Below are 24,459 nucleotides of genomic sequence, written 5' to 3'. Positions count from 1 at the left end.
CATGCAGACCCCCGGACTGTGATCGGCGATACAGTCCGGGGGCGGCTGCGTGTTACGTTACTAAGCGGAGGTAGCATGCACCCTGACTCACCCTCACCCACCTCAGCATCCGTCCCGAGCCGTACCCCGTCCCGGGGCCGTGTGGCCATCCGCTACGGACTGATCAGTCTGGCCCTGGCGCTGATCTTCATTTTCGACACCACCACCCGCTATGAGGTCGCTGCCGCGGTGCTCTACACCGTGGTCATCTTTGTCGCCCACAGCGCGCTCGGCCGGGGCGAACTGATCGGGTTGACCATAGTCAGTGTTGTCCTCACCGTAGTGAGTTTCGCGCTCACCCTGGGCGGAGAACTCGACTCCGGTCTGATCAACACCGGGCTGAGTATCGCCATCATCATCGCGATCGCTTTTCTCATCATCCGGGCCGATGACGCCCGGCATACCGCCCAGCAAACCCAAGAACAGCTCAAAAAGATCGTCCAGGTCCACGGCTTGGAGGGGCTGACCACCTCCATCGCCCACGAGGTCAATCAGCCCCTAGCAGCCATCACCACCAGCGGGCACGCCTGCCACCGCTGGCTAAATCAAAACCCGCCGAACATCGATAAAGCCCACGAAGCACTGGATCGGATCCTTCACGACGCTGACCGGGCCGACACCATCATCAGCCGGATCCGCCGACTCACCCAAGGCGAACCACCGCGCACCAACGCCTTCGAGGTCAACACGGCCGTCCGGGAGGTGCTCGAGCTCGCTGAAGCCGAGCTGAGACGCCACCGCATCACGTTGCACACCGAATTTGCTCAGGGGTTACCCCGGGCACTGGCCGACTCGGTGCAGACCCAGCAGGTGGTCGGCAACCTGTTACTCAACGCAATCCAAGCCCTCGCCGGCTCCACCACCAACGAACGTCGCATCACCGTCGCCTCCACCCACGACGACTGCCACATTGTCGTCTCCGTAATCGACACCGGCCCGGGCATCGACCCCGAGATCCAGCCCCATCTCTTCGACGCCTTTTGGACCACCAAAGACGACGGCATCGGTGTGGGGCTGAGTATCAGTCAAGCCATCATCGAGGCCAACGGTGGCAGAATCTGGGCCGATACCCCAGCCAGCGGTGGTGCTGCGTTTTCGATCTCCCTGCCCGTTGTCCCACAGAAAGCACCATCATGACCCACCAGTCGACGCCGCCAGACCACGAGCCCATCGTTTACCTCGTCGACGACGACCCCTCGGTCCGGGCCGCGGTGGCAGACCTCTTGGCCTCCGTCGGCCTACGGGTGCTGAGCTTCGCCTCGGCCCAGCAGTTCCTCAACCACCCTGTGGAAGACGCTCCGGCCTGTTTGGTGCTGGATGTGCGGATGCCGGGGCAAAGCGGCATGGACCTCCACCGGCATGCGCTCGCCGAAGGCATCACCTGCCCGGTCATCTTCATCACCGGCCACGGAGATATCCCGATGGCCATCGAGGCGATGAAGAACGGGGCCATCGAGTTTCTCACCAAGCCCTTCCGCGACCAGGACCTGCTCGATGCGATCTTCCAAGGTCTAGAACGCGACCGTACGCGCCGAGAGGCCGAGGCAGTCACCGCCGATTTGCGAGCGCGTTGGGAGTCTTTGACCCCCGGCGAACAAGAGGTGATGAAGCTGGTAGTCCAAGGACAGATGAATAAACAGATCGCCACTCAGCTTTACCTGAGCGAAATCACCGTCAAAGTCCGCCGCGGACACGTGATGCGGAAAATGGAAGTCTCTTCCCTGGCCGAGCTGGTCCGCAGCGCCGAACGGCTCGGACTCTAGCCGGCACACTTCAGGAACGTCGACCCCAGCCTCAACTGAGCACCTGCAGGATCCAATAGCATCGTGGTTCATGTTTAGCCTTGTGAGTCACGTCATTCCTTCGGCTGTGTACTATCCCTGTCAGCACATATGTGCAGACCCTCCTCGCGAGATCCACCGCGAGGATGGGTGTTGACGGTTACACGCCGGGGAGAAGTGATCTTGAGGAGAGGTCTTGAGACAGTGCGCCGTGAGGTAGCACGCCCTGGGCTGAATTTTCAAGGAGTCGATGATGTCCACAAAGAAATCGTGGTGGAAACGGTATCTAGATTTTCCGCTGATCTGGAAACTGGCTATAGCCCTTCTTGCTGGAGTCATCGTCGGCCTGATCTGGGGCGAAGACGCAACGGTCTTAGAGCCTTTCGGCGAAATCTTCCTGCGCCTACTCAACATGCTGGTCATTCCCCTGATCGTGGCCACCCTCATCGTGGGAATTACGTCGGTGACCCCGCAAAAGCTCGGTCGTATTGGCGGAAAAATCTTTATCTACTACCTGCTCTCAACCTGCTTTGCTATTTCCATTGGGCTGGGACTGGCTCTGCTCGTGCATCCGGGGAGTGGACTGTCGGCCCCGGAGAACGCGACTCAAGAAGGTGAGGAAGCTCCACCCTTAGCGGACGTATTTGTCAACATTTTTCCGGAGAACATCTTCCAGGCACTTGCCGAGGGCGACATCTTAGCCATTATGTTTGTCGTGCTGATCGTCGGTTTTGCCCTGGCCTATTTGATCGATGGCAGCAACGAGAGCATCCGCGACGGGGCGTTGACGATTCGCAAGATCTGCGTGACCGGGCAAGAGATCCTGTTCTTGATTATTCGGGGTGTGCTGGAGTATTCCCCCCTTGGTGTCTTTGCACTGATAGCCGTGGCGATCGGTGACATCGGTGTCTCAGCGTTGGTGCCACTGGGACAGCTCATCCTGGTCATTTATGGCGCGGTCGTGGTCATGCTCGTGGTATATGCCGTCTTTATTCTTGCGATGAGACGGTCACCCCTCGAATTCTTCAAGGCCACCAAAGAACCCATGCTGACCGGATTTGTCACCCGTTCTAGCTCAGGGACACTTCCGGTCTCTAGCCGTGCTGCTGAGAAACTCGGCATCCCACAGAGCACCTATTCGCTCACGTTGCCCTTGGGTGCCACCATCAATATGGACGGCACCGCCATTTATGTGGGTGCTTCCGTCGTCTTCGTCGCCGACGCGATGGGCACCACGCTGTCTGTTGCGGAAATCATCTCGGTGATCTTGGTGGGTGTGTTGGCTTCCATTGGCACCGCTGGCGTTCCAGGAGCAGGGATCATCATGTTGACCATGGCCGTTAATACGGCAGGGCTGTCCATGGCGCCGGTGGCACTCGTTGCCGGTATTGACGCCATCCTCGACATGGCTCGGACGTTGAATAACATTACCGGCGACTTGGCTGGAACTGTCGGGGTCGATGCGAGCGAAAAACGCCGGGACCAGAAGAAAGCCCGTACCACGCAAGAATCCTGAACTCGCCCCACTAGGCCCCCGGTCTCAGCGGTTCATTCTGTCTGCTCCGCGCTCTGGAACGCAGCCAGCCCGAGAATCTCACGCACCTGTAGCGCCATCGCTAGATCGGTGGGCGTGCTCGCCAAGGGTTTGCCCCGAAGCTCGATGGCCTTCTCCACCCGGTAACGGGCGGTATCGCGAAGCATATTCACCCCGGCCATGGTTCCTGGCAAAACGTGTTGCCGAAACCGCACTTAGGGTAAGAATTGTCTGTAGAGGGGCTCCTACCAGCACGTCACAACAACGATTTCATCGACTAGTTCGATACCCACTAAAACTTTGCAGTCCCGTCGTCAGACAGCCGAGGTACGCGACATAAACCCTTGACGACATTGAAACCTAATTCTTAGAGTCGAAAAAGAACCTAAACGTGGTTTATCTCACGGCACTTAACACAGAGCCAAGGAGTGGCTATCGACGGTTAAGGCCCGGCTTTTAGAAGGATGGAGTCCTTATGTCGAAAAAGATCTTCGTATCCGTGGGCATCGATGTCGATGCGGTCGGAGGCTGGTTGGGGTCATATGGCGGAGAAAACTCTCCTGGTGATATCTCACGTGGCATGTTCGCGGGAGAAGTCGGAGTTCCGCGACTGCTCGATCTGATAACCCGCAGAAATATGCCAGCAACCTGGTTCTGGCCGGGTCATTCGATCGAAACTTTTCCTGAGCAGTTCGACAGGGTCGTCGAGGCTGGACACGAGATCGGGGTGCATGGGTACTCACATGAAAACCCTCTGGAAATGACACGCAAGCAGGAAGAGGAAATTCTCGACTATTGCACCGATCTCATCACGAAAAAGTCCGGCATAAAACCCGTCGGTTACGTCGCACCATGGTGGGAATTTTCCACAATCACCAACGAGCTTCTCGCCGAACGTGGGTTCCTCTACGATCACTCACTCATGCATGACGATCACACCCCCTACTACGTGCGTGTTGGCGACCAGTGGACCGCCATCGACTACGAGGCGGAATCCGCACACGAATGGATGAAGCCCTTGGTTCGTGGCACGCAGACAAACCTGATCGAGATTCCAGCTTCCTGGTACCTCGACGATTTACCGCCCATGATGTTTATCAAGGCTTCTTCCACCTCTCACGGCTTTGTGTCGCCACGTGACATCGAGGACCTCTGGCGCGACCAGTTCGACTGGGTCTACCGTGAAATGGACTATGCCGTCTTCCCAATAACTATCCACCCCGACGTTTCTGGGCGTCCCCAGAACCTTCTCATGCTCGAGCGCCTATTCAGTCACATGGCCTCCCATGAAGGAGTCGAGTTTTCTTATATGAAAGACGTCGCAGCCGATTTCGCTCAACGTGCGCCTCGACGGTAACCGCGAGACAGACGGTGTCATTGGCTAGTTGCGCCTCTTGAGTTCCTCTGCGCTCCCCAGTTCCTTAAATGGCCAAACTTAGGCGGTTGCCATGCCCGGAATCACAGATGGCGCAAAGGTTGATTTCCAACCATCACAAAATTAGTTGTCCAGATAGTGCCGGTATCGACACCCAAGACCGATCGACCGCTATTGAAGGTAACCGACAAGAAATGCCGAACACGTTTTAGTAGCGACAACTGAAAGCAAACTGGATACCATCTTCGTCTTAATGCTCGGTAGAGTCGAAACAGAAAAACGTGGTCACCGCCCGCGACTACTCAAGCCATCTGTGACAGAGCCTCTTTTCATACTTCTCTTACCATTCCGTTAAACCACGGGTAAGCTCATCCGTGCCGATCCCCGTACAACGCCCAGCATCCCGAAGTCACTAACCGTTCGGGAAGCAGATGCGGGATTTCTGGGCACCGAACCGAAGTAAGCTCAGCGGTACTAAAACACGACGACACCGAGCGAGCTCAGACGGGGTAGCTACGACTCACCACAGCCTTCTCATCCAGGACCTGAATCTGTCCGTTGTTCAAAACTCCCTTAACCACCTAGGTAGACGTCCTGGCACCAGCGAGAGTCTCGTTCAGGTGGAGGTCACCGAATATTTGACCGGAAGACCGGCGGGGAGTAGCCTACTCAGGTTCTACTAAGCGATTCATCACTCACCTCGCCTGTCCGGGCGTTTCAGAATGGAGCACTACAGATGGATGAGCCATCGACACTTCTCACCGCCGGTGGCCTCAGTATCATTGCGGTAACTGTCGCCCTACTGATCTGGAACAAAGTTTCTCCTGTGGTGGCGATGGTTCTCATCCCTATCGCAGGGGCGCTCTTACTGGGTTTCAGCGTTTCGCAGATCGTGGAGTTCACGGGCGAAGGCCTGTCCTCTGTGATGAACGTGACTGTCATGTTCATCTTTGCGATCCTCTTCTTCGGGATCCTCTCTGATGCGGGCCTCTTTGATCCCGTTATCCGCTCTCTCATTCTTGCCACCAGAGGAAAAGTTATCCTGGTTACCGTCGGCACAGGGCTGATTGGCGTCATCGCCCACCTGGACGGTGCTGGTGCCACCACGTTCCTGTTGACCATCCCCGCCCTTTTGCCGCTGTACCAAGCACTGAACATGAGCAAGTACCTTCTCATGCTCATGCTGGCACTTGCCGCGTCGATCATGAACTTGGTTCCTTGGGGAGGCCCACTCGGCCGAACCGCAGCCACTACCGGGATAGACCCCTTGGAGCTCTACCAGCCCCTGATCCCCCTTCAAGGAATCGGGATTGTTCTGCTCGTGCTCGTAGGAATCCTCCTTGGCCTGCGAGAGTCCAAGCGTATCCAGAAGCGCGTGGCCGCCGGGGAGATCCAGCAAGCTGATCATGTTGACATTCGTCATATCGCCGATGACTTCAGCGAACGACAGCGTCAAGACCGCGCAGACATCGTCAGTCATATGCGCAGCGGTCGAGTTATTTACTGGATCAATACCATTCTCGCTTTGACCATCATCGGCCTGATGCTGGCCGATATCCTGCCGCCCCACATCGCTTTCATGGTCGGTGTCGCCATCGCTCTGCCTTTGAACTTCAGCGGCTCCAATTTGCAGATGCAACGCATCCGCGCTCACGCACCCAATGCTCTGATGATGGGCGCAGTCATCTTGGCGGCCTCCGTCTTCCTTGGTGTGCTGGACGAGTCGCAGATGCTGGAGTCCATCGCGCTATCTACTCTGGCGGTGATTCCCGATACTCTCGGCCCCAACCTGCACATCGCAATGGCCGTGCTCGGCGTACCAATGGATCTTTTGACCTCTACCGACGCCTACTATTTCTCTGTGTTGCCACTCGTGGACGCGACCGCTTCACAGTACGGCGTTGCTTCTATCGAAACCGCTCACGCCATGATGGTCGGCAATGTCATCGGGACCTTCGTGAGCCCTTTCTCCCCCGCGGTGTGGCTCATGCTCGGCCTGGCTAACGCCAACTTTGGTCAACACCTGAAGTACTCGTTCTTTATCGTGTGGGGTTTCTCCCTGCTCATGTTGCTCGCTTCTATGGGGCTGGGACTGATCGGAGTCTCGTAGACAACGCGCCCAAACGACCAGCGTGCGCTGGACGAGAAGGTCCTGGGAGATCACGCCGGAGACCACACCGGGCACTTTTATTCTGCGTGTTGGCCCTTCTCCAACGCGGCCAGCCCGAGGATCTCACGGACCTGGAGCGCCATCGCCAGGTCCGTGGGCGTGCTCGCCAAGGGCTTACCCCGAAGCTCCATGGCTTTTTCAATGCGGTATCGAACGGTATTGCGGTGCAGATTCATCTCGGCCGCGGTTCGGGTATGACTGCTCTCGTTGGCAAGAAAACAACTGAGGGTTTCGCGCAGGCGGGCGGCGTTCTCGCTGTCTTCGCCCAGACCGCGGAGCTGATCACCGACCCACGCCTGGGTGGCATCCATATCGTGGACCAGCACAGAGGTGATTGCTACCCCGGGGTCTCCGTAGAAGATGGCCCGAGGGGTGTCCTTTTTTGCGGCTAAGGCCACCCGCATTGCTGCTTCAGCCTGACCGTGGGAACACCGAAACCCGACCGCACCCTTCTCAGTGCTACCGAACGCGATTCTGCTCCCGGGAAGCTCGTCGAGCGCTCTCGCCAGATGGTCGGGGTCGGGTCGTTGCCGGCGGGCCACCCCAAACCACACCCACGCCAGCCCGCGGTCCACCGCGGTGAACAGGTGGGGTGTCGACTGGCCAAACGCCCGTGCGATGCGGGAGGTCAGCGCCGAGAGTCCCGGGGTACTGTCCACCCCCGGGTTGGCACCGTCGACCCACACCATCGCTGCACGGTGGGTGAGCTCAAGCCGATAGTGAGCGTGCTTCTCGAATTCGTGGGAGTCGACCTGTTGTTGGTCCAGCACTTCTCGCACCAAGTTCGATGTTGCCGAGGCGCTGTCTTCTAAACGATGCCGGGTCTCTTCGGCGTGCACGGCGAGGATATCCTGGGTGATCCAATCGATGTAACGGTGGAAGAGCCCGTCGATGTAGTGTTGCATCTCCAACTTGGTTTCCGGCGGGCTCTCCAGTTTCAGAATTTCTTCGAAGACGAAGGTGCGTAGCGTCTCTGAACCCAGGTGGTAGGCCCGTCGGAGTGAATCGGAGGGGATACCCCGTTGCGCGAGCCGGTAGGCGTATTCGATCGCGGCGGGGTTTGCCTGCACACGTTGAAGGGGGATGGAGTTGCTCAACATCGTGACGATGGTGGCAACATTTCCCTCCACGCTCGCCGACAGCATGGCCAACAATTCGGGTTCATCGAGGTAGTCGACCTTGGTGGCGATGGTGTCTGTCATCTCGGTGCAGATAACATCGAATCGCTCAGACAGTCGCTGACCGATCAACGCGATCTCCGTCTCCACGCACCAGACTCCTTTCCTCGATCTTGCCCGCCCGACGCAGTTCAGCCAGGGCCAATTGGGCGGCGTTATACCCGCACATTCCGTGTGCACCAGCTCCCGGAGGAGTGGCCGCCGAGCACAGGAAGAGGCCCGGGGCTCCCAGCGCGTACGGGTTAGAACTGACTCGCGGTCGCATCAAAAGTTGCAGGGCTGAATTGGCCCCGGTGACAATATCCCCACCGATGAAGTTAGGGTTCTGTGCCTGAATATCCGCGGTGGGCCTCACGTGCCGACCGACAATTCGATCGCGGAATCCGGGAGCGAAGCGCTCAATCTGTTCCTCGATCGCGGCGGTGGCATCTCCTCGGAACCCGGCCGGCACGTGCGCATAGGCATCCACTGGGTGAATATTGCCGGCCGAGCGGCCCGGGTCGGCCAGATACTGTTGGCCCAAGAGCACGAACGGCCGTTCGGGCATCCGGCCACGGTGGATCTCTCGCTCTGCGATGGCGACCTCCTCGAAGGTCCCCGACACGTGCACCGTGCCGGCCTGTCGCGCCGGCTCGTACTGCCAGGGGATGCCACCTTCCACAGCGAAGTTCACCACGAAGGCCCCCGGCCCGTGCCGGAAGGACCGCAAACCACACCGGACCGCGAATGACATCTCAGTCCCCGCAATCTCCAGTGCTACCGCTGGACTGGTATCGAGCATCACCACATCGGCCGGTGGCAGGTCCAACAGGGAACGCACCCTTACCCCGGTGACCACCCGGCCCCCGAGATCTTCCAGCGCTTTCATCATCGCCGCCGAGATCGACCGAGACCCTCCGGCAGCCACCGGCCACCCGTAGGTGTGGGCTGCGGTACCTAGCGCCACCCCGATAGCCGAGGAGGCTAGCGCGTTAAAGGGCCGGAAGGCATGGGCAACCACTCCTGCAAACAGGGCTCGAGCTTCCTGGGTCTTCCACAGCCGGGCGATCAGCGTGGCCGGCATTCCGGCAAAAGCGCCGAAGTGGGCGAGCTTGATCATGTGGTGCGGGATGTGGAGCATCGGTTGCAGGAAGTCCTCGGTGACATCCGGGAAGTTCTCTGACAGAGGCCCGAAGACGCGTCGCCACATTGTGCCGTCGCCGGCTAAGTGTTCGGCTGTGGTGGCCACATCCTGCCACGCTGCAGCTCCGGCACCGTAATCAAGCGGGTGAGCGTATTGCACTTGCGGATGACGCCATTCCAGGCCGTAGCGCTCCAGCTGGGCTTCGGCTGAAAAAGCGGTATCCACCGCAAGCGGGTGGAAGCCCGAGCATTCGTCGTGGAGCACTCCGGGTACCGTGAGCTCTGCAGAGCGGGTTCCACCGCCGGGTTGTTCGGCAGCCTCCAGCACGGTGACGTCCAGTCCCACACGAGCCAGGGTCACGGCGGCAGCGAGCCCATTGGGCCCGCTGCCGACCACCATTGCTGTCGTCATTCCGTTATTTTCTCACGATCAACCGATTCGGGCACAACCTCGGCCGACTGGCCACCCGTCTCAGCATCCGCGGTGGTCTCACTGCCACAACCCCACACCGCGTCCCCGGGGGCCTGGTAGCTCGGCCGGGTCCAGGTCACCGTATGCGGGATGGGACCATCGGGCAACCAGGGCTGGGTTTCGGAGGAATCCTTGGTGTAGTACCATCCACGCTCCACTACGCCCAGAGCCGCGTCAATCACCCGATACGCGGTCCGGTTGCGGTGGATGGGCTCCGATTCGGTGAAGACGACCACCAGATCGCCGGGTTCATAATTGCACCGTTTCTGCACGGCGTTGATGATGCGCTCATCGTGGAGGTGACCGTCACCGAACTGCCAGCCGATCAGTGGCGAACAGATCGTTTCACCTTCCCGAACGCGGTAGGTGTCAATATCATCGGTGTGGCGGTACAACAGCGAGTGGCACGCCCGGCCCATGCAATGCATCGCGCGGAAGGCGTTGGATTTCTCCACGAAGAAGTCACTGAGTTCCTCGCTGTAGACGTCGGTCAACTGGGTGGAGTGCATCTGATTGGACTTCTTAATGTGGGTCTCAATTTTCTGCTCGGCTTCCTTGTCGCGGAAGGCCCACACGGTGCAGGCCCAGTTACCGGCGTACTGCCGGTAGGAGACCAAGAACGAGATCCATTCCGGTTTGAGGTTACCGATGATCGGCCAAATGACCATACCTGCCACCACCGCCGCCGCAATCCACGGCGAACTGAAGTCGAAGAATCCGTAGCCCGCTTCGGCCGGGAAATTCCAGAACAAGAAGAACGCGGTAAAGATGAAGAAGACGTTCCACTCCAGCGGCACCGCGATCGGCAACGTGGAGATGATAAAGACGTGGAAGCCAATGATCGCCACCAGAGCGACAGCTGTCAGGGTCCGGTCCGTGGAGAACAGCAGGATCAACGGAGCGATACCCTCCACGAGCGTGCCCAGCCCATGCGCCATGGAGCTGGTGAACTTCGAGGGACGCATATCATCCGGATATTTCTTAAACAGCGCGCGTTTGATCGCTTTCGAGGGGATCCAGGGCGTATTGGCCATCATCACCGCCACCGTGGGGGTGAAGTAGCGACCGAATTTGGACACTGCAGCACCGACCCAGACCACCACGATCACGACCTTGGCGGCGATGATCATATCGGTCACGCTGGCCAACACGGCGAAGGCCAACAGGACCGGCGGGTACTGTTCGGCCCGTGAGGTGAGGAACACCACCTTATCGCGGAGGCCCATCAGACCGAGCAGACCCAAGTAGGTCAGCAGCGCCCAGGCCGGCAACAGTCCGGCCTCGGAGCCCGGGACGAGCTCGGTGCGGGCACCCGGATGCACCAGCAGAAACACCAGGTTGGCCAACAGAGCAACGTAGACCCCGACATCCCAGGCAGTGCGGTGGTCACCCGAGGTGCCGGGAATTTTGTCCGGCCACGGCGGCACGCGCAGGGTGCCGGGCCGCAAGTAGTAGAGAATGCCTCCAATCGGCGGGTTGATTTTAAAGGCCAACGGCCCCGAGGACGACGAGAGGCCGGTGATCTCGAACAGGATCGTCCAGACCATCAGTTTGAGGTAGACGATCGGTTCGGTCCACCATTCGGCGATATTGGCGAAACCGCCAAGTCCCGGGGTGGTCAGCCCGACAATGAGGACGCCGATGGCAATGTAGACAATGATTTTAAAGACGTAGAAGAGCAGAACATTCTTCGGGGCGCCGAAACCATACTCACCCCAGTGCTGGGTGAGGGTCTTCATTCGATCCCGAAAAGGCATCTGAGACAGCGGGACGGGACCTGCCGGGGGCAGATCTGGAGTGCGGAAACCCATGATTCCTCCTTGAAACGTGGGTCTGAAGAATTCAGGTGGTGCTGGCTAGGAAGCTGTCGATAGTTCCTGGCGCAGACGAGGCTTATCGATCTTGCCGACGGGGTTCTTAGGAATCTCGTCGATGATCGTCAGCTCAACGGGCACCTTGATCTTGGTCAGGTGCTTGCGGCATTCGGCCAGCAGGTCCTCGGGTGTAAGCGTGCTGCCGGAGTACAGAGAAACGCGGGCGACGGGCACCTCGCCCAGTGCTGGATCGGGTTTGCTGATGACCGCGGCTTCCAGAACACCCTCGACACCGTAGAGTACGGATTCGATTTCTTTCGGGTAGATATTCTCGCCACCGCGGATGATCATGTCTTTGATCCGGTCGACAATGGTGAGATAGCCGTCCTCGTCGAGCTTGCCGACATCCCCGGTGTGCAACCAGCCATCGACCACCGTCTCGGCGGTGGCCTCAGGCTTGCCGAGATATCCCCGCATCACCGTGGGGCCGCTTATGATGATTTCGCCGGTTTCACCGGTGGGCACGTCATGGCCCTCGGGGTCCACGACGCGAATCTGCTGCCCCGGTAGGGCGGGGCCGACCGTGCCGGGCTTGCGCACACCTTCGATGGGGTTCGAGGCCGAGGCACACGTGCCTTCGGTGAGCCCATACCCCTCCACAATGGCGATATCGAACCTCTCTTCTGCACGTTGCAACAGCTCCGCCGAGGCCGGAGCGGCACCGCAGACGGCGAAGCGCAACGAGCTGGTGTCCGGCAACGAGTCGGCCGGTAGCTCGGTGAGATGAGCCAGGATGGTGGGTACACACGAGAAATAGGTGGGCCGGTACTTCGCGATCGCTTCCAAAAACTCCACCGGGTGGAAGCGTTCCAGAATGGTGGTCCTCGTTCCAGCCCGTAACGGGGTGAGGATGCTGACCAGGAGCGCGTTGGAGTGGAACAGTGGCAACACCAACAGACAGTGCTCGTCGCCGGTGAAGTTGAAGGCTCCCATCATCTGCTCGGTCATGGCATGCAGGTTAGCGTGGTCGAGCATCACGCCCTTGGGGCGACCGGTCGAGCCACTGGTATAGATCAAAAGCGCAATATCTTGGGCGACCGATTCCGGTTCGGGAGCGTGATCGGCGGCGAGGTTCTCGGTGCTTTTGTGCTCAGCCAACACGTCGTTGACATCGATGGGAGTGAGAAGATCGGCGAATCGGTCTGGTTGTGCGGTAACAATAACCTTCGCCCCGGAGTCGGTGAGTTGGTGGTTGGCCTCACGGTCGGTAAACACCGGGTTGATCGGGGTAGCGGAAGCACCCAGGCGCCAGGCTGCAAAGATCGCGACGACCAGCTCGACCCGATTGGGCAACATGATGGCCACCACGTCACCATGGCCGATACCGTGGTCGGCCAGTTGGGAGGCAAATACTCGGGAACTCTCCGACAGTTCCCGATACGTCAGCGTGTGGCTCGCATCAGATAAACAGGTCTGATCTTCGCGTTCAGACGGGGCTAACCAGGGGAAGTAGGTGGACATCGGAAAACCTCCTGTTCCTGACGGGGTTCGTCATGGACTGTCATCGTGTGCCTACACCTTATGCTCACTGTGATTGCGATCACATAGCCCACGGTGACAAAGTTCATGGAGGTCTTTGTGCAGTGTGCACTATTTGCCCGGAGTGAGCGCACCGGTCAGCCTCTGGGTGAGTTACCTCGAGCGACATCAGATGCCGGCACATCCCCGGATTCTGCACCCGATCGCTGACGGGGCGATCAAGAAACGAATTAGCGAGGGCTTGCCCGGCCAGCTCGGGCGATACTGTGCGAGGCCTGGCCGAGTTGGAGCAACGCCAGTACGAGGCGGGAGTACTGGAATGTTCCCACGGCAACGTGCATCGCCACCCGATCCCGGGACCCAGAGACGTTGAGCTCGGATTCGGAGATCATATCGACAGCTGCCCCGACGGTTTTCAGGTACTCCTCACTGACTTCCAGTCCCAGCCCCTGCATTTCTGCCACGACCGAGATCGCCGCTGTGCGAGCGGCGCTTTGCGTGTCCGGCCAGCCCTGCGCTGCGATCAACGCACTGATCCGCTCCTCGGCGACAGTAGGGTGGGGATCCGGGCCAGTCGCAGACTTCGTGGCGGGTTCCGTGGCGGGTAAGGGCATTCCCCCACCGAGTATCTGAGCGGTCTGCATGACCTCGAGGATGCTCGCGTCAGGATCGTCGATCACCGCAGTGAGGATACCGATCTGCTCGATGGACAGACCGACAAGTTGTCGAAGGGCGCCGATCAGCTCCAGGCGCTCGACGTGAGTGTCGTCGTAGACCGCGGTGGTCTGGTTCCGCTTAGCGCCAGGCGAGATCAGGCCGACGCGCAAATAGTACTTGATCGAGGCTATTGAGGTGCCGGTGGCCTTTGCCAGTGCACTGAGCTTCATCGACTCCCCTTCGCAGTTGGATACTCCATCGTGGCCTAGCTATCTACGTTGCTCAGCTTCGGACAGCGCCACTATCTTATCGAATATGGAAAGTACCCCGCTTGCCGTTTTCGTCCATGCCAGCGCTGCGTTCCTCGTGCTGGTCATGGGCCCGATCAATATCTTCCGCCCCCGTCGCGACGCGGTGCACCGGATGCTGGGGCGCACCTGGGTCGGGCTGATGTATACCACGTGCGCCTCGAGCTTCTTTTTCGGCCTCGAGGGCGGCTTCACCGCTCTGCATGGACTCTCCGTCTTCACGACAGTGACCGTCACGCTCGGAATCTGGGCGATTGCCCGTGGCCACCGGAGCCTGCACTACGGTAATATGATCGGCTCTTACATCGGCACCTTGATCGCCTTCGGTTTCGCCGCCTTCGTGCCGACCCGCCTCATCTGGACCACAGCGGTCACTCACCCCGTGGCACTCACCGCCTTCGCCGGTGCACTCGGGCTCATTGCACTGACCTGGTTTGCCGTACTTCGCGTCCGCCTCGGTGGCACCGGGAATCGCACTATCATTCGGTCGCAAGTGTGCGACGCACCGCCCGAATCGTCAATTCAAGCGCCTCAGCGGTCCGAGCAGGATTGATCGAGCCGTCCTCGGCGAGGCGATAGAGGTGACCGGATCCGATGGTGAGAAAGACAAACGATGCCGCCCAGGCAACCGGCACCTCAGCGGTGACTGAACCATCAGACTGCCCGCGGACAATCACCGACATGACGGGATCCTCTTGCCGGTTCTGAGCCTCGGCAGGCCACGTGCGAGCGACCTCGGCGAAGACCTCATCGGTGAGCAGTGGCTGGTCAGCGAACATCAGGCTTAGCACGTCCGGGATGGTGAACAGTTGTGTGCAGATGCGCTCAAGAGCATCGATACCCCGGCCCGTCTCCGGTCGCGCACTTATCAACGCGTCAATGAACATCCGCGCCCCCTGGTCGGCCACCTGGGAAACGAGTGCCTCCCGGTCGCCAAAATGGCGATAGAGCGTGGTGCGGCCGACACCGACACCGGCTGCCACGTCAGACATGGGTGCTCGTGGAGTGCGCGCGAGGACAGCCATGACCTCTCGTAACAGGGCGCTGTTGCCCAATCGATGCATGCCTGTGGTCATCAAACCTCCCACTCCATCATAAGAGGAGCCGACCATAGGGACTTTGGATTTCAATATGGAACATGTGTGTTCCACTATGATATGGTCATGTTCTGATCATGTCATGGGGTACATTCCCATCCCCCTCCCGCATCCGTCAATCTGAGCAATGGAACACACACATGGAATCGAGATCGCATGGTGAGATGCCTGATACGGTGACGTTTGGCCTGACGCGGACCGATGCGATTATCATCGCGATCGCCTGCGCTTCTGCGGGGGTGGCGTTGGGGTTCTTTCTGCCGGCTCTTGGCACCTTCGCAGCGCAATTCCCCATCCCCTTCGGCGACGCTATCGAAAAGCTCAGCCAGTTCGACCAGCCTCTGATCGTCACGCTCCGTCCGGTGATCGGGGCTGTTTTGGGGCTAGGTCTTGCGGGGCTCTTCATACTGGCCAGTCCGCGTCTGACCATCAGTTTCGAGGATGTGGTTATTGAGCGACGCGGTGAAGAGTCGTTGCGTATCTCCAAGGAGTCGATCTCCTCGGTCTACCTCGATTCGTCGGGGAAGCTCACGATCCTGACCAGTAGCGGACACCCGGTTTTCCAGGGCAAGGTCGAAGGTGAGAAAAAACAACTGAGTCGAGCGTTTACTGACTACGGCTACCGCTGGGGTCGTGTCTAAGGAGACCGCACGAACACACGAGACGCAGGAGCGTAGCGTCACAGACGCCCGACCCTACACAAGGATCGAGCCCAGGAGTAGCATCACACGTGTACGGGATAAACCTAACCATGGTGATCTAACCGATAGATAACTGCAGATGGGAGACATAATGTCTGATGTTCAGAATTTGACCGTGTTGGGCGCCGGAAACCTGGGCGCACAGATCGCTATGTTCGCCGCGTACAACGGCAAGAACGTGGTGAGCTACGACATTAACGACGACGCACTCAAGGCCGCTGAGGGCCGGTTCGAGAACATCGCGAAGAAGTACCGCCAGTACTTCACCGATCAGCCCGAAGAGAAGATCACCGAGGGTCGCCAGCGCATTACCCAGACCGCTGATCTGGCAGAAGCCGTCAAGGACGCCGATCTGATCATTGAGGCCGTTCCGGAGAAAACCGAGATCAAGAACGACTTGTACGGCAAGCTCGCTGAGCTGTTGCCCGAGAAGACCATCGTGGCCACCAACACCTCGACCTTCCGCCCCTCGGACTTCGCCGAGCTGACCGGTCGCCCCGAGAAGTACCTGGCGATGCATTTCGCCAATGACATTCACAAGCAGAACATTGTCGAGATCATGCCCACCGGCCAGACCGATCCGGAGGTCTTCAAGACCGCTGTGGAGGCCGCTGAGGAGTTCGGCATGGTGCCGATCGAGCTCAACAAGGAGCACCCGGGCTACGTGATCAACACACTGTTCGTGCCCTGGCTGGAAAACGGTGCCAAGCTGTGGACCCGTGGCATCACCGACGTGGCAACCGTCGAGAAGGTGGCCCGGATCATCACCGAAGGCGACCGCTTCACTCCGTTCCGCCTATTCGACGTGGTCGGCTTTGGTGTCTCCTACGCCATCGAGTCCAATAAGACCGATGACGAGGACTCCCAGGAAATGGCACGTCGGCTGAAGTGGGCCTTGGACAACGACTACCTCGGCACCGAAAACGGCAAGGGTTTCTACCTCTACGACGACAACGGTGAACCCACCGGCCTATCCGAGCTGGCTACCCGCGATTGGTCCTCCGAGAGCTAATCGCTACTCCGCTGTAGCTCATCGCCCGTCGGCACCCGGTGTGTCGGCGGGCGATGTGCGTGGACGGACTGGTGACACCGCGAGAACATCTCTTTACCTTCTGACAACCTTCGATCTTCGAGACTGGAACATGTCCTGTTGTTCAGGACGCCGACGGCGAGGACAATCAGCCGGTCGGCCCCGACGCCAACGACGGAGGTTATCAGATGCGTCAACTCATCAAGCCCGGTGTGCTCCAGGTATCGGCCGCTCTGTGCGCGGCAACTCTTGTGTTGAGTGCCTGCGGTGACGGCAAAGATCAGAAAGACAGCTCCGGGGCGAGCGCCGAGACGGAGCTCAATGCCGGTAGCGCCTCGAGCGTGGAACAGTGGCAACACGATTTCACCCAGTGCATGAACGATGAGGGGATCGAGCTCGGCGACGGTGGTGCGATTCCGGTCAACCCCGACGGCTCCTTTGGCGGCAGTGAAGACCCGGCCGCTTTCGACGCGGCCTTGCAGAGTTGCGAGGAAAAGATCGGTCCGCCACCGCAGGACGCCAATGTCGCCGATAACTCGGAGCTGGAAGCCATGATGCTGGAGTTCTCCCGGTGTATGCGCGAAGCTGGCTACGATGTACCGGATCCGGACTTCAGCTCGGGCCAGGGGCCGGTCGTCAGTGGCGTGCCGGATGCCGATCCAGCCGATGTCGAACAGTGCTCGAATGAAGCCGGCCTGATCCCCGGAGCAGAGGTGGGCCAGTGAGTACCCTGAAATCTCGGGCGGTCATCGGCTCTGTGCTCGTCGCCGGTGTCTTGGCAGCCGGAACCGGTGGCTTTGTGGTCGCCAATGCGGTCCACGACGATGCTCCGGCTCCCGCAGCCGCTGAAGTCGAGACCGCCAATGCTGAACAAACCGACCTGCACGAACGCGTTGAGGTCAAAGGCACCCTGGGATATGGCCCCGCCCAGACGGTGGGCACCGAACTCTCCGGCACGCTGACCTCGGTGGCCTCACCGGGTAGCACCGTGAAACCAGGCGAGGAGCTGATGCGTCTCGACGACCGCCCGGTGGTAGCTATGCGCGGCAAGTTGCCGGCCTGGCGCACCTTTGAGTTGGGTATGCCCAACGGTCGCGATGTGGAACAACTCGAGCAGAACCTGGCGGATCTCGACTACTTCTCCGGTACACCGGATCAACGCTTCGATGCAGCCACCGCTACGGCGATTGGACGGTGGCAAAAGGATCTCGGCCTGCCCCAGACGCAGCAGATCGAGCGTGGTCGCGTGGTCTTTCTGCCCAGCGATGTGCGGGTCAATAAACGCCTGTCCGAAGCCGGTAGCCCCGCCAGTGACGCGGTGCTAGAAGTCACCGACACCACGCTATTTGCCACCGCAGAGGTGCAAACCGCCCAGCAAGACTTACTGACCACCGGCCAAGAGGTCACCGTGCGACTACCCAACGGTGACGAAGCCGAGGGAGTCGTCGAACAGGTCGATCCCGCCGTGGAAAAAGAGGACGATTCCGGCAAGACTAGCGTGACGATTCCGGTCCGGGTGGCGTTAAAAGACCCGTCCGTGGCCGCCTCCTATGCCAATGTTCCCGTCACGGTCGTGGCGACCCGCACTGTGGCCGAGGACGTGCTGACCGTTCCGGTGCGCGCGTTGCTGGCCCAATCCGGTGGCGGCTACGCCGTTGACGTCGTCGACGGGGACACCGTGCAGCGCGTGCCGATCAAGGTCGGAAAGTTCGCCGATGAGATGGTGGAGGTCACCTCCGGTGAGCTTGCGGCCGGCGATAAGGTGGCGGTGGCCGAGTGAGTACCGCCGAGACCCTATTGTCCCTGCAACAGGTCTGCCGTACCTACGGGTCCCCGCCCACCGTGGCGTTAGACGGGGTGAGTTTTGACGTGCACCCCGGCGAGCGCGTGGCGATCATTGGGCCGAGTGGTTCGGGCAAAACCACGTTGCTGAATCTGATCGGCACCCTCGATCGAGCCACCAGTGGCGAGGTGATCCTCGCCGGGCACCGCGCCTCGGCCGCCAGTGACGCCGAGCTGTCCGCCTTGCGGGCCACGCTGATCGGGTTCGTCTTCCAGCAGTACCACCTCGATGAGTCCCAGACCGCTGTCGATAATGTTGCCACCGGTTTGCTGTACCGGGGGCTACCGCTGGACGAACGGCGCGAACGCGCCCATCACGCCCTGGCCCGGGTGGGCTTGACTGACCGAGCGGCTCACACCCCGAAACAACTCTCCGGCGGGCAACGTCAACGCGTGGCCATCGCCCGGGCAGTGGTCGGCAACCCCCCTTTATTGCTGGCCGATGAGCCGACCGGGGCCTTAGACTCCCGCTCCGGCGCGCAGGTGATGGACATCCTGGAACAACTCAACGAATCCGGCACCACGGTGCTGGTGATTACCCACGACCGCGACGTTGCCGCCCGGTTCCCCCGCCAGATCGCGATCCGCGATGGCGCGGTGGAATCCGATACCGGCACGCACGCACCGATCACAGCTGAAAGTGAGATGACGTGAGCGCACCGACCACCATCCATGCCTCCCGGCTGCGCCTGACCGACCTGTTGCGTCTGGGCTGGAACGGGGTGCGTGCCCATCCGGCTCGGGCCACCCTGTCGGCCCTGGGGATCGCCATTGGGATCGCTGCGATGATCGCGGTCATCGGGATCTCGCTGTCGAGCCAGGCCAAAGTGCAAGAACGCCTGGCCGCCCTGGGCACCAATATGCTCACCGTGACCCCGGGCGAGTCTTTCTCCGGAGAACAGACCGTGCTGCCGGCCGATTCCGCGGCTCGGCTCCGTCGGGTCGACGGGGTCGAACAGGTCAGTTGGTTGGCCGAACTGACCGGTGTGCACGCCTACCGCAACTCCCACATCGATCCGGGCCAAACCAATGGGCTCACCGTGGCCGCCGCCGATGAGGAACTCTTGGAGGTCACCTCCACCTCGTTGCGTAACGGCACCTGGTTCAATCGGGCCACCGGCCAGTACCCCACCACCGTGCTGGGGGCCACCGCCGCCCAACGCCTCGGCATCGCCACTCCGGGTGCAACGGTGAGTCTCAACGGAATCACCTACACGGTGCTGGGCATCCTCAACCCCTCACCCCTGGCTGCGGAGTTGAACACCTCGGTGCTCGTCGGCGCCGAGCAGGCCCACCAGCAGCTGGAGTTCTCCGGTTCACCGACCACACTGTTTGAACGCTCTACCGACGAGGCGGTGACTGCCGTGCGGGATCTGATCCCCTCGACCATCAACCCGCAACGGCCCAATGAGGTCAGCGTCAGTCGCCCCTCCGACACACTGGCGGCCCAAAACGCCATCGATACCGCCTTTACCGGACTGCTGGTGGGTGTGGGCTCGATCGCGCTGTTGGTCGGCGGGATCGGGGTGGCCAATATCATGGTCATCACCGTCATGGAGCGCCGTCGCGAGATCGGCTTGCGCCGGGCACTAGGTGCTACCCGCGTCCACATTCGGCGCCAGTTTATGGTTGAATCGGTGCTACTGGCGAGCTACGGTGGCGTCGCCGGCATCGTGTTAGGCGGGCTGTGTACCCTGGTCGTCTCCCTGGTCAACGGGTGGATGCCCACGCTCCCGCCGCTGATTCCACTATTGGGGATCACCGTGACCATCCTGGTCGGGGCGATCGCCGGGGTCTTGCCGGCCATGCGAGCAGCGAACACCTCCCCGACCGCGGCACTGAGCACATGATCCCCGCCACCACACCACCACAACAACTACCGGGAGCCGTTCATGCGGGTATTGATCGTTGAAGACCAGCAGTATCTGGCCGAAGCGATCCGAGACGGGCTGGCGCTATCGTCCATCTCGGCCGATATCGCCACCGATGGCCACCAGGCATTACACTTGGTGGCCACTATTGACTACGACGTGATGCTGTTGGATCGCGATATCCCCGGCATACACGGCGACGAGGTCTGCCAGCGCCTGGATGCTGAGGTGGATCGGCCGGCGATCCTGATGGTCACCGCCGCCGGCAGAGTCGAGGAGAAAGTCGACGGACTGTCCTTAGGCGCCGACGACTATCTGACCAAGCCCTTTGAATTCGACGAGCTGGTGGCCCGAGTCCGGGCCTTGGGGCGTCGTCGCTTCACCCCGCGCCCGGCCCAATACCGTGCCGGCGGGGTGAGGCTGGACCCTTTCCGGCACGAGGTCACCCGGTCGGGGCGCAACATTCGGCTCAGCCCCAAGGAATTTGCGGTGTTAGAAACGCTGATGTGTGAGCCTGGCCGGGTGATTAGCGCCGAACAGCTGTTGGCCGAAGCCTGGGATGAAAACGCCAATCCGTTCACCCAGTCGGTGAAGGTCACCATCAGCTCCCTGCGCCGCAAGCTGGGCGAGCCCTGGGTGATCCGTACCATCTCCGGGGTGGGCTACACGGTGGATGCCGACCCCGAGCCTGCCCCCACGACCAGCCCGCGGGCCGATCATGACTGAGCAGCCGCCCCAACGGTTGCGCCCGGCCCACCGGTTCAGCGCTCGTACCCGCCTGGCCTTTTCCTACGCGGTGCTGGTCATCATCTGCGGGGCGGTGCTGTTGACGGTGCTGGTGACCTACCTGGGGCTGGGGCCGGACTATTCCTTCGGACGCGTCGGTGCTACCGGCGAGGATGGTTCGGTGCTCATCGTCCCCGATAGCACCCACCCACCGGGTGGGACCGAGGGATCAGAGGTGGCTGATGGTGCCGAGGGCCCCGGCGGCAGTTTCTCTGTCGAGGTCCACAGTCGCGAAGATCTCATCACGTTGCTGATCACCGTCTCGGTTATTGTGCTGCTGATCTTGGCTGTACTCAGTTCGCTGGTCGCCTGGTGGCTGGCCGGTCGGATGCTGCGTCCGCTGGCCCAGATCAACGAGGCCGCCCAGATCGCTGCCAGCGGCCGGTTGGACCACCGGATCGGCCTGACCGGGCCCCGCGATGAGATCGTCGATCTGGCCCAGACCTTCGATGCGATGCTGGAGAACATTCAGCGCTATAACACCGCCCAACGCCGGTTTGCCGCCAATGCCTCCCACGAACTACGCACCCCGCTGGCTGCCTCCAAAACCATCCTGGATGTGGCCCGGGCAACCCCCGGGGGCGTGGATCGCCAAGTACTCGAGCGGCTGGCCGAACTCAATGCGCGCAGTAGTAGCACCGTGGAATCCCTGCTGGACTTGGCCGAGGCCGAAGCCGGCGGGATTCAGACCGGCCCGGTGGATCTTGCCGAGGTCGCCGAGACGGTGCTCGACCAGTACACCGTCGCCGCCGACGAGCGCGGGCTCGAGGTCACCACCGAGTTGAGACCGGCGGTGGCCGACGCCGACGAGCGATTGCTCGTGCAACTGATGCAGAATCTGGTGGAAAACGCGATCCGGCACAATCGGGATAACGGTGTGCTCACGGTGCGCACCGCAACCCTGGCCCCCGCTAAGCCCCCGGTCGCCACTGATGAGACCGGTGATGTGCAACTGCGGGTGGAGGGTGCCGGTGAGATGATTGACCCTGAGGTTCTTGCCCATTTGACCGAGCCCTTCCACACTGCCCGGGGCCGCGCCGGTGGCGCCAGCCGTGGGCTCGGTCTGGCGATTGTGGCCGCCATCGTGGAACGTTCCCACGGTGCGCTGGAGCTCACGGCCCGCCCGGGTGGTGGACTGATCGTGACCGTCACGCTTCCGCGCGCCACCACCGGGCAGACTACGTAACGGGATCCTCCTAACGGCCCGGGAACGCCGGGTCCGGAAGGTAGACGGTGCCCCCGGCCTCCCGAAACTCCCGCGCCTTGGCCGCCATGCCCTGTTGCACGATCCGGGCTTGTTCATCGACATTGCCGAACTCATCCCGAATATCTTGCGAGATCCGCATCGAGCAGAATTTCGGCCCGCACATCGAGCAGAAATGCGCGGTCTTAGCCGGTTCGGCCGGCAGGGTCTCGTCGTGGAACTCCTCGGCGGTCTGCGGATCCAACGACAGCCCGAACTGGTCCCGCCACCGGAACTCAAATCGTGCCTTCGACAGCGCATCATCCCGGTCCCGCGCCCCGGGGTGGCCCTTGGCCACATCCGCGGCGTGGGCAGCGATCTTATAGGTGATCACCCCGGTCTTCACATCATCGCGGTTCGGTAGCCCCAGGTGTTCCTTCGGGGTCACGTAGCACAGCATCGCGGTCCCGTACCGGGCAATCTCGGTGGCGCCGATGGCGCTGGTGATGTGGTCATATCCCGGGGCAATATCGGTCACCAGCGGCCCGAGCGTGTAGAACGGGGCACCGTGGCACAGTTGCTGTTGTTTCTCGACATTCTCGCGCACCAAATGCAACGGAATGTGACCGGGGCCTTCGACCATGACCTGCACGTCGTATTCCCAGGCCCGCTGAGTCAGCTCGGCCAGGGTCTCCAACTCGGCGAACTGCGCCTCATCGTTGGCATCGGCCAACGAGCCCGGGCGTAACCCGTCTCCCAGGGAGAAGGCCACATCGTACTGGGCGAAGATCTCGCACAGCTCATCAAAGTTCTCGTACAAAAAGCTCTCCTGATGATGGCCCAGACACCAGCCGGCCATAATCGAGCCACCGCGGGAGACAATCCCGGTCACCCGCTCGGCGGTCAACGGCACGTAGCGCAACAACACACCGGCGTGGATCGTCATGTAGTCCACACCTTGTTCGCACTGTTCGATCACCGTGTCGCGAAAGATCTCCCAGGTCAGCGCCTGGTGGTCGCCGTTGACTTTCTCCAGCGCCTGGTAGATCGGCACGGTACCGATCGGTACCGGCGAGTTGCGGATAATCCACTCACGGGTGGTGTGAATGTCATCGCCGGTGGACAAATCCATCACGGTATCAGCACCCCACTGGGTGGCCCACTGCATTTTGGAGACCTCTTCAGCGATCGAGGAGGTCACCGCGGAGTTCCCAATATTGGCATTGACCTTCACGCTGAAGGCCTTACCGATAATCATCGGCTCAGATTCGGGGTGGTTGACGTTATTAGGGATAATCGCCCGACCGGCGGCCACCTCGGAACGCACCAGCTCGACATCCACGCCCTCACGCAGGGCCACGAACCGCATTTCCGGGGTGATCTGCCCGTTGCGGGCGTAGTGCATCTGGGTCACCCGACGCCCGGGCTTGGCCCGCAACGGGGCCCGTTGGGCGCCCTGCCACTCTTGGCTGGCTGCCCCACGACGTAGCGCCTTGGCGCCGTCATCTTCCAGTTTCCGGCCGCGGGCCTGGTAGGTCTCGACATCCTCGCGAGCAGCAATCCACTCCTCGCGCAATCCCGGCAGGCCTCGGACCGGATCCGAGCCGGGCCCGGTGGTGCGATAGACCGTGAACGGGTCATTGCGCTCACCGTTGGGAGAATCATCCTGGCGGATGCGGGTGACCGGGACCTTAATCCCGTGCTCTTCGTCAACGAGGTAGTCAGCGCTGTGGGTGGAATAGTTCAAGGGTGAGGTATGCGTCATGCAAGAACTCCTTCTTCCTTCGCCGGCATGACCCGGACAGGTTCAAACGGTGCTCGGACAGCCTCGGTCCGATCTCAGCTCTGTGCTCAGAGCGCCCGTGAGGTCACCCACATCCTACCGAAGTTCAGGCCCATCACACGCGGTGGCCGAGGTTGTTACGCCCCGGACCACCGCGTGCACAGCGTTGCCGGTATG

Annotated in this window: 22 protein-coding genes and 1 riboswitch; of the genes, 14 read left to right on the top strand and 8 right to left on the bottom strand. The window is 60.8% G+C overall.

The window, feature by feature from the left end; translation table 11 throughout:
- Positions 1 to 75 precede the first annotated feature (75 nt).
- From DCC27_RS10185 to DCC27_RS10175, 3 genes are all read left to right on the top strand, one after another.
- A complete protein-coding gene (locus tag DCC27_RS10185) occupies positions 76 to 1,176 on the top strand; it encodes a sensor histidine kinase (RefSeq protein WP_110110448.1) in 1,101 nt (366 codons plus the stop codon).
- A complete protein-coding gene (locus tag DCC27_RS10180; RefSeq protein ID WP_110110449.1) occupies positions 1,173 to 1,802 on the top strand; it encodes a response regulator transcription factor in 630 nt (209 codons plus the stop codon). Before DCC27_RS10185 ends, DCC27_RS10180 begins: the two co-directional genes overlap by 4 nt.
- 268 nt (positions 1,803 to 2,070) lie before the next feature.
- Entirely contained in the window at positions 2,071 to 3,336 is a 1,266-nt protein-coding gene (locus DCC27_RS10175) for a dicarboxylate/amino acid:cation symporter (RefSeq protein WP_110110450.1), read from the top strand.
- A 32-nt stretch (positions 3,337 to 3,368) separates the two neighbouring features.
- Here DCC27_RS10175 and DCC27_RS12260 read toward each other — a convergent pair whose 3' ends face one another.
- Entirely contained in the window at positions 3,369 to 3,521 is a 153-nt protein-coding gene (locus DCC27_RS12260) for a hypothetical protein (protein WP_168186115.1), read from the bottom strand.
- Positions 3,522 to 3,829: 308 nt separating this feature from the next.
- Here DCC27_RS12260 and DCC27_RS10170 point away from each other — a divergent pair, with 308 nt between their 5' ends.
- Together DCC27_RS10170 and DCC27_RS10165 are read left to right on the top strand one after the other, a co-directional pair.
- The gene (locus DCC27_RS10170; protein WP_110110451.1) at positions 3,830 to 4,711 is read left to right on the top strand and encodes a polysaccharide deacetylase; all 882 of its coding nucleotides are present in this window, start codon (positions 3,830 to 3,832) and stop codon (positions 4,709 to 4,711) included.
- Positions 4,712 to 5,465: 754 nt separating this feature from the next.
- Positions 5,466 to 6,839: a CitMHS family transporter gene (locus tag DCC27_RS10165; RefSeq protein ID WP_110110452.1), complete on the top strand. Its 1,374-nt coding sequence runs from the start codon at positions 5,466 to 5,468 to the stop codon at positions 6,837 to 6,839.
- 77 nt (positions 6,840 to 6,916) lie between these two features.
- Here DCC27_RS10165 and DCC27_RS10160 read toward each other — a convergent pair whose 3' ends face one another.
- From DCC27_RS10160 to DCC27_RS10140, 5 genes are all read right to left on the bottom strand, one after another.
- Complete coding sequence (locus DCC27_RS10160) at positions 6,917 to 8,167, bottom strand: CdaR family transcriptional regulator (RefSeq protein WP_110110453.1); 1,251 nt, start codon at positions 8,165 to 8,167, stop codon at positions 6,917 to 6,919.
- On the bottom strand, positions 8,127 to 9,611 hold the full coding sequence (locus tag DCC27_RS10155; protein ID WP_110110454.1) for an NAD(P)/FAD-dependent oxidoreductase: 1,485 nt from the start codon (positions 9,609 to 9,611) through the stop codon (positions 8,127 to 8,129). Before DCC27_RS10155 ends, DCC27_RS10160 begins: the two co-directional genes overlap by 41 nt.
- Positions 9,608 to 11,482, bottom strand: a complete 1,875-nt coding sequence (locus DCC27_RS10150; RefSeq protein WP_110110455.1) for a DUF3556 domain-containing protein — start codon at positions 11,480 to 11,482, stop codon at positions 9,608 to 9,610. Before DCC27_RS10150 ends, DCC27_RS10155 begins: the two co-directional genes overlap by 4 nt.
- 45 nt (positions 11,483 to 11,527) lie before the next feature.
- Positions 11,528 to 13,006, bottom strand: a complete 1,479-nt coding sequence (locus tag DCC27_RS10145) for a class I adenylate-forming enzyme family protein (protein ID WP_110110456.1) — start codon at positions 13,004 to 13,006, stop codon at positions 11,528 to 11,530.
- Between the two features lie 248 nt (positions 13,007 to 13,254).
- The gene (locus tag DCC27_RS10140; protein ID WP_110110457.1) at positions 13,255 to 13,911 is read right to left on the bottom strand and encodes a MerR family transcriptional regulator; all 657 of its coding nucleotides are present in this window, start codon (positions 13,909 to 13,911) and stop codon (positions 13,255 to 13,257) included.
- A gap of 85 nt (positions 13,912 to 13,996) precedes the next feature.
- Between DCC27_RS10140 and DCC27_RS10135 the strand changes: the two genes are divergently transcribed.
- Positions 13,997 to 14,542 carry a DUF2306 domain-containing protein gene (locus DCC27_RS10135; protein WP_110110458.1) on the top strand — a complete coding sequence of 182 codons (546 nt, stop codon included), beginning with the start codon at positions 13,997 to 13,999 and terminating at the stop codon, positions 14,540 to 14,542.
- Here DCC27_RS10135 and DCC27_RS10130 read toward each other — a convergent pair.
- Positions 14,469 to 15,065 carry a TetR/AcrR family transcriptional regulator gene (locus tag DCC27_RS10130; protein WP_110110489.1) on the bottom strand — a complete coding sequence of 199 codons (597 nt, stop codon included), beginning with the start codon at positions 15,063 to 15,065 and terminating at the stop codon, positions 14,469 to 14,471. The genes DCC27_RS10135 and DCC27_RS10130 overlap by 74 nt on opposite strands.
- A gap of 185 nt (positions 15,066 to 15,250) precedes the next feature.
- Here DCC27_RS10130 and DCC27_RS10125 point away from each other — a divergent pair, with 185 nt between their 5' ends.
- The 8 genes from DCC27_RS10125 (at position 15,251) to DCC27_RS10090 (ending at position 22,502) form a co-directional block, all read left to right on the top strand.
- Positions 15,251 to 15,727, top strand: a complete 477-nt coding sequence (locus DCC27_RS10125) for a hypothetical protein (protein ID WP_246840090.1) — start codon at positions 15,251 to 15,253, stop codon at positions 15,725 to 15,727.
- A gap of 151 nt (positions 15,728 to 15,878) precedes the next feature.
- Positions 15,879 to 16,799 carry a 3-hydroxyacyl-CoA dehydrogenase gene (locus tag DCC27_RS10120; RefSeq protein WP_110100825.1) on the top strand — a complete coding sequence of 307 codons (921 nt, stop codon included), beginning with the start codon at positions 15,879 to 15,881 and terminating at the stop codon, positions 16,797 to 16,799.
- 206 nt (positions 16,800 to 17,005) lie between these two features.
- Positions 17,006 to 17,542 carry a hypothetical protein gene (locus DCC27_RS10115; protein WP_110110460.1) on the top strand — a complete coding sequence of 179 codons (537 nt, stop codon included), beginning with the start codon at positions 17,006 to 17,008 and terminating at the stop codon, positions 17,540 to 17,542.
- A complete protein-coding gene (locus DCC27_RS10110; RefSeq protein WP_110110461.1) occupies positions 17,539 to 18,597 on the top strand; it encodes an efflux RND transporter periplasmic adaptor subunit in 1,059 nt (352 codons plus the stop codon). The genes DCC27_RS10115 and DCC27_RS10110 overlap by 4 nt, the downstream gene beginning before the upstream one ends.
- Positions 18,594 to 19,313, top strand: a complete 720-nt coding sequence (locus DCC27_RS10105; RefSeq protein ID WP_110099017.1) for an ABC transporter ATP-binding protein — start codon at positions 18,594 to 18,596, stop codon at positions 19,311 to 19,313. Before DCC27_RS10110 ends, DCC27_RS10105 begins: the two co-directional genes overlap by 4 nt.
- Positions 19,310 to 20,509 (top strand): ABC transporter permease, encoded by a 1,200-nt coding sequence (locus DCC27_RS10100; protein ID WP_244924666.1) that lies wholly within the window; start codon positions 19,310 to 19,312, stop codon positions 20,507 to 20,509. The genes DCC27_RS10105 and DCC27_RS10100 overlap by 4 nt, the downstream gene beginning before the upstream one ends.
- 42 nt (positions 20,510 to 20,551) lie before the next feature.
- A complete protein-coding gene (locus DCC27_RS10095; RefSeq protein ID WP_110110462.1) occupies positions 20,552 to 21,256 on the top strand; it encodes a response regulator transcription factor in 705 nt (234 codons plus the stop codon).
- Entirely contained in the window at positions 21,249 to 22,502 is a 1,254-nt protein-coding gene (locus tag DCC27_RS10090) for a HAMP domain-containing sensor histidine kinase (protein ID WP_168186114.1), read from the top strand. The genes DCC27_RS10095 and DCC27_RS10090 overlap by 8 nt, the downstream gene beginning before the upstream one ends.
- Positions 22,503 to 22,512: 10 nt before the next feature.
- Here DCC27_RS10090 and thiC read toward each other — a convergent pair whose 3' ends face one another.
- The gene (gene thiC, locus DCC27_RS10085; protein WP_110110464.1) at positions 22,513 to 24,264 is read right to left on the bottom strand and encodes a phosphomethylpyrimidine synthase ThiC; all 1,752 of its coding nucleotides are present in this window, start codon (positions 24,262 to 24,264) and stop codon (positions 22,513 to 22,515) included.
- Positions 24,262 to 24,373: riboswitch (TPP riboswitch) on the bottom strand. (Overlaps the previous gene by 3 nt.)
- Positions 24,374 to 24,459 lie beyond the last annotated feature (86 nt).

The sequence above is a fragment of the Auritidibacter sp. NML130574 genome (assembly GCF_003185725.2).
Classification (GTDB): domain Bacteria; phylum Actinomycetota; class Actinomycetes; order Actinomycetales; family Micrococcaceae; genus Auritidibacter; species Auritidibacter ignavus.
This window is presented reverse-complemented; position numbering and strand designations above follow the sequence as displayed.